Origin of the sequence: Corynebacterium sp. HMSC066C02, assembly GCF_001814945.1 — a bacterium.
Lineage (GTDB): Bacteria > Actinomycetota > Actinomycetes > Mycobacteriales > Mycobacteriaceae > Corynebacterium > Corynebacterium aurimucosum.
On sequence record NZ_KV818471.1, the window covers coordinates 1 to 10,732 of the forward strand.

The following is a 10,732-nucleotide window of genomic DNA, read 5'->3' on the forward strand; positions in this document are numbered from 1 at the left end:
CCCGACGTGTCTACTTTCCGGGGGTCAGGCCCTTCAACTCCGGCACCATTGTTGGCAACACCGCTCGCGAGCCGAAGATCTTTGAGCACGCAAACGGCGGCGCTACCGTGAAGCTCAACGTCTACGCGCGTAATACGTTCAAGAACAAGAACACCGGCAAGGTGGAGTCTGAGATCGTGGAACTCACCGGCTACGTGCAGGACGCTAAGAACCTCGGTGTCTTCGGCTGCATCGGCGCTGGTGACCGGGTCGCGGTCAGCTACTCGCTCAAGACGGACAACTACACCGATAAGGATGGCGTGAAGCACTACCCGCTGATCGCACGCATCGATACGGTGCAGCTCATCGACTCGAAGAAAGAGTCTGCAGCCCGCGCTGCACGCCGTGAGAACGGCGCTGGCACCGCCGCCAACGACACTGAAGAAGTGCCGTTCTAACCACAACACCCCGCAGGGATTCCCTGCGGGGTTATTTTTTCAGTACAAACCGCGCATGACGCCGTTGCCGTCCGGTAGGGGATCGCTACCGCGCCTGCTCTGGGGCACCGTCATTTCACAGCGCAATACACGCACCACGACACGCGCTGTTTTACCGTGCAACAAACACGCCATTTCGCTGCGCATTGCACTGACACATCTACACGCCGCTGGATCAATCACTTCACTGCACCCTGTAGTGGCGCGCCACTTCATTGGCACATTTACTGCGCAGTTAAATTACATGTCATTTCATTAGCACGTTTATTGACTACTTAAATGACGCTGTAACTCTGCATCACATTCTGCAGGCACTTTCGCTGCACTCTCTACGTACTCATCTACTGTCCACTTAACGGCACTGTAGCCACGTACCTCTACTACACAATCAACAGCACAACAAACACGCCACTACACGCGCTATTTCACAGCACTACAGGATTACCGCTACACAAAACAACCGCTCTAATTCTTCGATTTTCGCTGAATTAGAGCGGTTTTAGCGCTGTCTCTGGGCACTGACCCCGGCGACACCCGGCTAGGCCGCTACAGGGCCGTACAAGGCGTGTGGCGAGCTGCTACAGCTCCATGCCACCATCGCGGTCGCGCTGTTGCTGCTGGCGGCGCTTGTTGGTTCGTTCCTGAGCACGGCGGCGTGCGGCGGTCCGTTCCTGCTGGATACGCTGCTCAACAGCAACCCGATACCGCTGCTTCATCTCAGGGTCGTTATCGAGTTCGACATGCAGGAAGACCCGGTCTACGTGGGAAATCTCTTGCAGAGACTGCGTTGCCTCCTCGATAATGATGGCGGCTTCCTCTTCTGCAGCTGCGCGGCGCGCTTCGAGGCTTTCGGTGAATGCGCGTTTCTCCGTGTCAAAGGCTTCACGCTCACTGTCCAGGGCTGCACGTTCGTTGGCCAGCTGTTCACGCTCACGCGTGGCCTCGCTGCGGATGGCCACAGCATCACGTTGTGCTTCGCTACGAGTGCTCTCAGCGTCTCGTGTGGCCTCGCTACGGGTCTTTTCTGCGTCTCGCTCGGCTTCCTTGCGTGCTTCGCTGCGGATCGTTTCAGCCTCCTGCTCTGCACGCTTGAGCTTGGCCTCTGCAGCGCTGTTGACCTCTTCGGCACGGTCCAGCAGCTCATCTGCTTGAGCTTCGGCCAGCCCTACTGCCTGCTCAGCCGCAGCCTGTGCATCGCTACGGATCTGCTCGACGTCCTGCTCAGCCTTCTCGCGTGCTTCACGCAACACACGCTCTGCAACCTCGCGAGCCTGCTGTTCAGCGTTCTCCTGTACACTTCGCGCTGCTTCACGGTCCGCCTGGGCCTGTTCCAGTTCTTTTGCTGCTTGCTCGCGGTCACGATCAATCGCGTCCATGTCGCGGTGTACGGAACGGCGCTTGACTTCTACTTCATCCTCGCGGTTGGCAAGGTCGCGTTCACGATCCTGCTGCTCCGTGTAGCGGTCGAGGTTTAGGGATTCATCGTGACGTTCGGAGACTTCCAGTTCTACTGGGTAGCCGAGCGCGTGCATGTGTTCACGGAGTCCGCGCTGCGCGTCGATCATTTTTTGATTACCCGAGATCTGTTTACCCTTTTTTGGGCCAGATTTGTACCTGACCGAGGTGTCAGTGTTGTACGCGATACCTGGCCTACAGCGGAGCTTTGACGGATCATCGGGCTTCGGGGAGAAGCTATCGGCCTGGAACTGGCTATGCGGTGTGCTCTCGTCAAAATTCATATCCCCTCCGGCCACAGCATCGATGCCGCCGGGGATGAAGTTCTCGGCAAGCCAACGCATTGCCTCTTCGAAGTATTGTTTCGCTTCCTCGTAGTCGCGTGCGACATAGCGCGGACGTTTTACTTCGCGCCCGTCCACCTCACTGGTGTAGAAATCCGGGATTTCTTTGCACATCGATTTCGGTGGATTCAGCTTCGGCTGGGGCCTCGACGACGCGGTTTCTACCGAGGATGTTGTGAAGCACCTCCGCGACAACAGCCCGAGCCTGCAGACCATCCTCCACGGCCCGAGCACCAGTACCTGGGGTGGGCACAACCTCGCCGGCGGTCTGCGCCGCGTCATGGCGAAGTGTGGCTACACCGATATCAAGAGCTTCCAGAAGGTGGATATCACCCTCTCGAGCTAGCTGCGCACTTTCGCGGCCGACAACGCCCGGTGGAACTTCAATGATCCCCCGGGCGTTTTTCATGTCTACGGGGTGAGGCGTATGTCACAGCCGATTCATCTTGACTCTCCTGTAAGTCCGACTAAAGTTTGTCCAGAATAAAAAGTACGTCTAGGCGTAACTTATGGAACAGCCTTGGCGAATGCATTTTCAGGAAAGGAAAACTCAATGGTTCGGTCGGAAAAGCGGGAGTCGCGATCAGCACTGTTCGTGGCAGCAGCCGCGATGATGGCGATGATTCTCGCGGCGGCGCTCACAGCGTGCGCGCCGGAGGAGGATCGTGCAGACGGCGGAAAGCCGAAAGTGCTGACCACTTTCACTGTGATCCAGGACATCGCCCAGAATGTCGCGGGGGAACACTTGACTGTGGATTCTTTGACGAAGCCGGGGGCGGAGATCCACGGCTACGAGCCCACGCCGGCTGATATCCGCCGCGCGTCGGATGCCGACCTCATTCTGGATAACGGCCTGAACCTGGAGAACTGGTTCGCGCAATTCGTCGAGGACGTCGACGCGCCCCACGTCACCGTCAGCGACGGCGTGGACCCGATCGACATCACCGAGGACGAGGGCGCGGGCAAACCGAACCCGCACGCGTGGATGAGCCCGGTCGAGGTGGAGAAGTACGTGGACAATATGGTCACCGCCTTCAGCGAACTCGATCCGGACCATGCTGAGGACTTCAAGCAGAACGGCGAGCAGTACAAAAAGGAGCTGCAAGAGGTCCAGGACGGCATGGTCACTGAGTTGGCGAACCTGCCTGAGCAGCATCGCGCACTGGTGACGTGCGAGGGCGCATTCTCCTACATGGCACGCGACGCTGGTCTGGAGGAACGGTTCATTTGGGCCGTGAACTCCGAGAATGAGGCAACTCCGCAGCAGATCACCCGTGCCATCGAATTCGTCAAGGAGAACGACGTGCCGGCCGTATTCTGCGAGTCCACGGTCTCGGACGCACCGATGCAGCAGGTAGTTGATGCAACCGACGCCACCTTCGGCGGCACTCTGTACGTCGACTCCCTTTCGGAGAAAGACGGTCCGGTTCCGACCTACCTCGACTTGATCAAGCACGACGCCGACGTGATCACGCAGGCGTTGACGGGTAAGAAGTAGGTGTCACGGTGCAACAGGAAACGTCATCAGCCGCGGCGGCCGTTTCGTCGAATGCGACTCCCGCGATATCCGTGCACGATGTCACCGTTCACTATGGGAGCGTGCTCGCGCTCGACGGTGCATCCCTCGAGATTGCGCCGGGACGCGTGTGCGGACTCGTCGGAATGAATGGATCCGGGAAATCTACGCTATTCAAAACGATCATGGGGCAGACCCGGCCGGATTCCGGGACCGTCGCCGTCAACGGAGATGACCCCGCGGTTGCCCGCCGCACCGGTGTGCTCGGGTACGTGCCTCAGCGCGAGGCAGTGGACTGGGATTTCCCGGTCAGCGTGCGGGAGGTGGTCATGATGGGTCGCTACGGACAACTCGGTTTCACGCGCCGGCCTCGCCGGGCTGATATCGAAGCCGTCAACCATGCACTCGAGCGTGTGGAGCTCACGGACTATGCCTCACGTCAGATCGGTCAACTTTCCGGCGGCCAGCGGAAACGCGCCTTTGTTGCCCGGTGCATTGCCCAGGGGGCGAGGATCATGCTGCTGGACGAGCCTTTCGCGGGCGTCGATAAGCGCAGCGAAGCGACAATGACCCGGCTGTTCCGCGAGCTTGCAGACGGCGGTGCCACCGTCTTCGTGTCCACGCACGACCTCCCTGCGTTACCTGAGCTGGCTGATGAAGCGATGCTGCTCAACCGGCATGTGCTCATGCACGGCTCGCCCAAGGATGTCCTGCAACCCGATAATCTCGCCGCTGCCTTTGGACTGGATGTGATGAAACGATGATCTCTTTTCTTGTCGACCCGTTCGCCTACGACTTCATGGTCCGCGCGTTCGCCACGAGCCTGATTTCCTCCATCGTGTGCGCGGTGCTGTCGTGCTGGCTGGTCCTCGTCGGCTGGTCGCTGATGGGCGATGCCGTGTCCCACGCAGTGTTCCCCGGCGTGGTGCTGGCGTATATCGCGGGCGTTCCCTTCGCTCTCGGGGCAGTGGTCTTCGGCTTCCTCGCCGTGGGATTGATCGGTGTCGTGCGTGATACGAGCCGGGTCAAAGAAGACGCTGCGATCGGAATCGTCTTCACGACGCTCTTCGCGTTCGGGCTCGTGCTCATCTCCGTCACGCCCTCGCACACCGACCTCAATCACATTATCTTCGGTAACCTGCTCGGCGTCTCCAAAGCTGATCTCGTGCAGATCCTCGTTTTGGGCGTGGCCACGCTGGCCGTGCTCGTGCTCAAGCGCCGCGATTTCACGCTTTTCGCTTTCGATCCCGTGCATGCTCACGCGATTGGTCTGTGGCCGAAGCTGATTGGGGCAGTGTTGCTCGCCCTGCTCGCGCTCACCTGCGTGGTGGGGCTGCAAGCCGTCGGGGTGATCCTCGTGGTGGCGATGCTGATCATTCCGGGTGCGACCGCGCACCTTTTGACCGACAGTTTCGGCCGCATGCTGCTGATCGCTCCTGCGGTGGCCACCGTATGCTCCGTCGCGGGGCTGTACGCGAGCTACTACCTCGACGCTTCGCCTGGCGGACTCGTGGTCATGGCGCAGGGGATCGCATTCCTGCTGGTGTACCTGTTCAGCCCGAGCCAAGGGATCGTCACAGCGCGTGCGCGCCGGGGCGGAACGGCACGGCTAATTGGAGACGAACAGCGCATCGGTAGCGGTGCGGCCGAGCGGAACTGAGTTCTTTGCCCCGTCCACCTTCACATCGAGCGACTCGGAAAACGGTGCGCCTTCAGTGACCGTGAGGACGGCGCCGACAACGATGCCATTCTCCTCGAAAAACTTCAGCAGGGTCGGGTCCGAATCGGAGATCCGCTCGACAGTGACCGTCGTCCCCGCTGCACCGGCGCCCGCCCCAGCATCCGTGAGGCGGCATGCGTCCAAAGCGGGCACCGTACCGTCGGCGGTCGGGATCGGATCCCCGTGCGGGTCGCGGGTGGGGTGGCCGAGCAGCTTGTCCAGCCTGTCCACCAGGTAGTCAGAGACTGCGTGCTCTAAGTGCTCCGCTTCATCGTGCACTTCGTCCCACGTGTACCCGAGAGTCTCCACCAAGAACGTCTCGATGAGCCGGTGGCGCCGAATCATGTCCACTGCGTACCCGCGGCCCTTCTCGGTCAATTCCACCGAGCCGTACGGGGCGTGCACGATCAACCCCTGTGCGGCGAGCTTGCGCACAGCATCCGAGACCGACGACATCCGCAGCCCCGTCTGCTTCGAAATCAGGGTTGCCGTCACGGGTTCCGCTGACCATTCCGTGAGACTCCAGATGACCTTCAAATAGTTCTGGGTCGAAGTGGATAATTCGCTCACCGACATGCGTTCAACTCTACTTACCTTCCGGGAGCACGCTTATCGACGCCGCCCTGAACCGCTAATCCGCCCTGCACAGTCGCGACTGTTCAGTCTATCCAGGCCATGAGTTAGACTCTGAATCCGTGACTACCACCTCGAATGCACCAGAGCAGACCCCACCCGCAAACGCTCACCCGCGCCCCGTCCTCGTCGTGGACTTCGGCGCGCAATATGCGCAGCTCATCGCACGACGCGTGCGTGAGGCCCGGATCTATTCGGAGGTCGTTCCGCACACGATTTCCGCAGAAGAATTGAAAGCCAAGGACCCGGTGGCTCTCGTGCTCTCCGGTGGTCCCTCATCCGTCTACGAGGACGGTGCTCCGCAGCTCGACCCGGCAATTTTCGAGCTGGGGCTGCCCACCTTCGGCATTTGCTACGGCTTCCAGGTGATGACTCAGGCGCTCGGCGGCACCGTGGCCAAGACCGGCTCCCGCGAGTACGGTCGCACCGCAATGAACGTGCGCGGCGGCGTACTTCACCACGGCCTGCAGACCAACCACCCGGTATGGATGAGCCACGGCGATTCCGTCACCGAGGCACCAGCTGGCTTCGAGGTCACCGCTTCATCGGAAGGCGCACCAGTCGCCGCATTCGAAAACGCTGATCTATGCATGGCCGGCGTCCAGTACCACCCGGAGGTCATGCACTCGCCGCACGGCCAAGAGGTGCTCACGCGCTTCCTCACCGAGATCGCAGGCCTCGAGCAGACCTGGACCGCCTCCAATATTGCGGAACAGCTTATCGACGCAGTCAAGCAACAAGTCGGCCCCAACGGCCGCGCCATCTGCGGCCTGTCCGACTTCGTGGCTGCTACAGGCGCGAAGCTGGTCACCGTCGACGAGCGCGAAGCCTTCCTGGGCAAGCTCGCTGGTGTCACCGAGCCGGAAGCCAAGCGCAAGGCTATCGGTGCAGAATTCATCCGCTCCTTTGAGCGTGCCGTTGCTGGTGTGCTCACCGAATCTGGTGACGACGCACCCGTCGACTTCCTCGTTCAGGGCACCCTGTACCCGGACGTTGTCGAGTCCGGCGGCGGATCCGGCACCGCCAACATCAAGAGCCACCACAACGTCGGTGGCCTGCCTGACGATGTCGAATTCGAACTCGTCGAACCCCTCCGCCTGCTGTTCAAGGACGAGGTCCGCGCCGTTGGCCGTGAACTCGGCCTGCCCGAGGTGATCGTGAACCGTCAACCTTTCCCGGGCCCTGGCCTGGGTATTCGCATCATCGGTGAGGTTACTGAGGAGCGCCTGGAAACCCTTCGCGCAGCCGATGCGATCGCTCGTGAGGAGCTAACCAAGGCTGGCCTCGACGACCAGATCTGGCAGTGCCCGGTCGTCCTGCTTGCCGACGTTCGCTCCGTCGGCGTCCAAGGCGACGGCCGCACCTACGGCCACCCGATCGTCCTGCGTCCAGTTGCTTCCGAGGATGCCATGACCGCTGACTGGGTCCGCATCCCGTACGAGGTGCTGGAGACCATTTCCACCCGCATCACCAATGAGGTTGAGGACGTCAACCGCGTCGTGCTGGACATCACGTCCAAGCCGCCAGCCACGATCGAGTGGGAGTAACCAGCTTTTAGCGCTGACACCCAGGATTTAAGTGCCAGCGCTAAATAGTTAGTGCTAAATAGTTGATGCTAAATAGTCAGTGGATCTCGATTACATAGCTGCCTCAGGTGAGAATTTTTACCTGGGCTTTTGGAGCGAAGCTAAGGCCCCGATGTAATCGAGATCCACTCGTTTTATTTGTAATGCACTCCAAGCGAAGGTGGCGGCGTTGGCGTGCGCTGATGCAGAAGCCACCACGCGACAAACCCGGTGAAGATTCCTGCCAGCGGCGCTAATACTGCCCTGGGATCCGTGCCCAGCGTGACGGACGGGAAGAAGATCAGCAATCCGATCAACAACAGCCAGCCTGTGCTGCGGTCTCTGAGCACAACAGGACTCAGACGTTCTTTCGGTGTGAAGATCGCCTGTGCGGGGGATGTCTGCGTGCCAAAACGCGGCATGGTGAACCAGCACAGCAGGTACAGGAAAATGCCGCCGCCGATGATGAGCGCCAGCACAGCAAAAACGACGCGGACGAAGGTCACATCGACGTTATAACGCGCACCGATGCCCTCACAGATGCCACCGACTAGTGGGTTGCCACCTTGTTCTTTGGGGATCCGTGGCGGGCGCGTGTCCCACATGGCCTGAAACGAGCTGTTGGTGTCCATGGCTCAAGTATGCATTTGGCGGGCAAAGCTCGCTGGCTAAATGGCACGGGTCTAGGGGGAGGATCGAGAGATCCTTGCATGAAACCTGAATTCGCTGGCGTAGACAATGCCGCTGGCCTCTTTGAAGTCCCTGTTCAGGGAGGTTTCGCCGCCTTCGATCTTCGTCAGCGCGTCGAGTAGCCTCGTTGTGATTTCAGGTTTCTTCCTAAAACCTGAATATCGGCACTGCTTGTGTACTGGTTTGTGCACTTAAGGCCCTGGATTAGCTTATCCAGGGCCTGTGGATTCAGGTTTCGTGCAACGCAGCAAGAACTACTAGTCGGCGAGAACTACTAGTCGGGGAGCGCTGCTAGCCAGCGTGCGTTGCTAGTCGGCGTGCGTTGCTAGTCGGCGTGCGTTGCTAGCCAGCGTGCGTTGCTAGTCGGCGTATGCGAGGCGACGGGAGCCGTCGACATGCGGGTACAGTACCCACGCAGCGCCAGCAACGAGCGCGAATGTGAGCGTGACTCCCCAGGCTGGCCATTGCGCGAGAGGTGCGAGCATGAGCGCCAGCCACCAAAGCATTAACGGCACGAGCATGCTTATCGACGGCACCGTACTTACCCGCTTCTCTTCCGCGAATGCCCTCATCTCGCCCCGGTAGGGGTGGAGCAAAGTGATGGCGACAGCAAGGGCAACGCATCCGAGCGCGATGAGGAGTTTGGGGCCGATCGCGAGCTGGGAGACCATGACTGCGATGGATCCGGCGACGCCCACAGTTCCCATGACTCTGACGATGAGCGGAGTGGGGATTGGGGTGGTCCGGGTGCGGACGTCGTAGGCGTATATGGAGGTGGACGCTACCATATGACCTGCGATAGAAAATATGTTCGATAATTTCAATTGACCTTGGTTCGCCCGCGGAGCATAATCAGCTTCCGTGAGTGGAACAAGTGTTCGCAAGACGGTCGCGGAGGTGGACCTGGCGGCATCGACGGTATCGACGGGCTCCAGTGGTTCTGCGCACGCTGAACAGATCGCCCAGCTCCGCTCCAAAATGGCGCAGATCGGCGGTGCTGTCCCTGGTGGTGATGGGGATGGTACCGGCTTCGCACAGAAGATCGCAGGCAGCGAAGATGTGGTTTCGCTCGGTGAGCAGTTTCGATTTCTGCTTCCTGGCGGTGGTCTACCGCGCCATGCTGTCACACATATGAGCGATACACCGGCGCTGGTTGCGGAGATGCTTCTCCACGTTGTGGAAGCAGGTGGTCACGCCGGTGTGGTGGGGTGGCCGGAATTGTCTTATGCCGGAATTGACCCGAAGTATCTGGGCCGCATTATCGCTGTGCCGGATCCAGGGGTGGACCCTTTGGGTGTTGCCGCGGTGCTCACGGAGGGGCTGGACTTGGTTGTGTATCGCTCGCCAGTGGCGCTTGCTCTCTCTCCGGTGCGGTGCCGTCCACTGTTGGGCAAGCTGCGCAAAGGTCGGGCAGCACTGATGATGGTTGGCGCAACGGTGCCGTCTCCTGCGCTGACTGTCACGGGCGATATTCAGGCTTTTCATGGCATTGGTCGTGGTACGGGCCGCATTACTGGTGTGGATATTCGGGTGCGGGCGCAGTCGAAGGGTGGGCGTCCGGCGTCGGCAAGCATCACTGTGGGGCAGGCTGCTGTGGAAGCGTCAACGCCTTAATCCCGCGTCAATCGATTTCAGTCTGGCAAGGACTGTTTCTTGTGACGGCGATCCGATTCGAAAAATGGCGTTTTTCATACGGGTACAAATGGAATCTCACTCGTATGAAGAAGACGACTATTCGGCTACCAGCTACACCAACCGGCGACCCTAACTGGGACTACATGGAGCGCTTCATGAAGGGGTTGCCGTTTTCAGCTGCGCTTGCTGACGGGGTGGATGTTTAATGCTCATCGGCTACGCACGTGTCTCCACGTCGAAACAAGGGCAGTCTCTCGACACCCAGCGTGAGGCGCTCATCGACGCTGGCTGCGATGAAAACCACATCTACACAGATACGATCTCGGGCACGAAGTGGCAGCGCCCCGGCCTTGATGACGCGCTGGCGTATATGCGCCCCGACGACACGCTGGTTGTGACCAGGCTCGACCGTCTTGGTCGCAGCCTCGCTGAGACGGTGAATACTATCGCTGACTTGGCGGAACGTGATATCAACGTGAAAGTGCTCGAACCCGCGCTGGACACGTCGCGTCCTGCTGACAAAGTGGTCATTAACGTCATGGCCTCTCTCGCTGAGTGGGAAAGAGACCTGCTGATCCAGCGCACCCGTGAAGGCGTAGCGCACGCCCGCGCCCAGGGCAGGGTCGCCGGGCCGAAACCGAAGCTCACTAACGAGCAAGCCCAGGTTGGGGTTGCCCGCAAATCGTGGACACGTAGTG

At 60.1% G+C, this 10,732-nt stretch carries 11 protein-coding genes and 1 pseudogene; 8 read left to right on the forward strand and 4 right to left on the reverse strand.

The features are described from left to right. The first annotated feature begins 47 nt into the window (after positions 1 to 47). The gene (locus HMPREF2996_RS10360) at positions 48 to 437 is read left to right on the forward strand and encodes a single-stranded DNA-binding protein (RefSeq protein ID WP_070731284.1); all 390 of its coding nucleotides are present in this window, start codon (positions 48 to 50) and stop codon (positions 435 to 437) included. A gap of 617 nt (positions 438 to 1,054) precedes the next feature. Here the strand turns inward: HMPREF2996_RS10360 and HMPREF2996_RS10365 are convergent. Beyond that, positions 1,055 to 2,389: a coiled-coil domain-containing protein gene (locus HMPREF2996_RS10365; RefSeq protein WP_070533096.1), complete on the reverse strand. Its 1,335-nt coding sequence runs from the start codon at positions 2,387 to 2,389 to the stop codon at positions 1,055 to 1,057. A gap of 88 nt (positions 2,390 to 2,477) precedes the next feature. On the opposite strand from HMPREF2996_RS10365, the pseudogene HMPREF2996_RS13015 reads away from it, so the two are divergent. From HMPREF2996_RS13015 to HMPREF2996_RS10380, 4 genes and pseudogenes are all read left to right on the forward strand, one after another. Beyond that, a pseudogene (locus tag HMPREF2996_RS13015) lies at positions 2,478 to 2,621 on the forward strand (GuaB3 family IMP dehydrogenase-related protein); the annotation flags it as partial. 273 nt (positions 2,622 to 2,894) lie between these two features. Further along, on the forward strand, positions 2,895 to 3,773 hold the full coding sequence (locus tag HMPREF2996_RS10370) for a metal ABC transporter substrate-binding protein (protein WP_232745304.1): 879 nt from the start codon (positions 2,895 to 2,897) through the stop codon (positions 3,771 to 3,773). Between the two features lie 8 nt (positions 3,774 to 3,781). Continuing rightward, the gene (locus tag HMPREF2996_RS10375) at positions 3,782 to 4,555 is read left to right on the forward strand and encodes a metal ABC transporter ATP-binding protein (protein ID WP_070516670.1); all 774 of its coding nucleotides are present in this window, start codon (positions 3,782 to 3,784) and stop codon (positions 4,553 to 4,555) included. Continuing rightward, complete coding sequence (locus HMPREF2996_RS10380) at positions 4,552 to 5,451, forward strand: metal ABC transporter permease (protein ID WP_070516668.1); 900 nt, start codon at positions 4,552 to 4,554, stop codon at positions 5,449 to 5,451. Before HMPREF2996_RS10375 ends, HMPREF2996_RS10380 begins: the two co-directional genes overlap by 4 nt. Here HMPREF2996_RS10380 and HMPREF2996_RS10385 read toward each other — a convergent pair. Continuing rightward, positions 5,401 to 6,087 (reverse strand): metal-dependent transcriptional regulator, encoded by a 687-nt coding sequence (locus HMPREF2996_RS10385; RefSeq protein WP_070516666.1) that lies wholly within the window; start codon positions 6,085 to 6,087, stop codon positions 5,401 to 5,403. The genes HMPREF2996_RS10380 and HMPREF2996_RS10385 overlap by 51 nt on opposite strands. A gap of 119 nt (positions 6,088 to 6,206) precedes the next feature. Between HMPREF2996_RS10385 and guaA the strand changes: the two genes are divergently transcribed. Next, complete coding sequence (gene guaA, locus HMPREF2996_RS10390; RefSeq protein ID WP_070731282.1) at positions 6,207 to 7,691, forward strand: glutamine-hydrolyzing GMP synthase; 1,485 nt, start codon at positions 6,207 to 6,209, stop codon at positions 7,689 to 7,691. Between the two features lie 173 nt (positions 7,692 to 7,864). On the opposite strand, the gene HMPREF2996_RS10395 is transcribed toward guaA, so the two are convergent. After that, positions 7,865 to 8,341, reverse strand: coding sequence for a PspC domain-containing protein (locus HMPREF2996_RS10395; protein ID WP_070516662.1), 477 nt, complete (start codon positions 8,339 to 8,341; stop codon positions 7,865 to 7,867). A 417-nt stretch (positions 8,342 to 8,758) separates the two neighbouring features. Next, complete coding sequence (locus tag HMPREF2996_RS13080) at positions 8,759 to 8,884, reverse strand: hypothetical protein (protein WP_255366237.1); 126 nt, start codon at positions 8,882 to 8,884, stop codon at positions 8,759 to 8,761. 376 nt (positions 8,885 to 9,260) lie between these two features. Between HMPREF2996_RS13080 and HMPREF2996_RS10405 the strand changes: the two genes are divergently transcribed. Then, entirely contained in the window at positions 9,261 to 10,013 is a 753-nt protein-coding gene (locus HMPREF2996_RS10405; RefSeq protein WP_246823027.1) for a hypothetical protein, read from the forward strand. 226 nt (positions 10,014 to 10,239) lie between these two features. Then, the coding region (locus tag HMPREF2996_RS10410; protein WP_083313808.1) for a recombinase family protein at positions 10,240 to 10,732 on the forward strand (493 nt) is incomplete at its 3' end.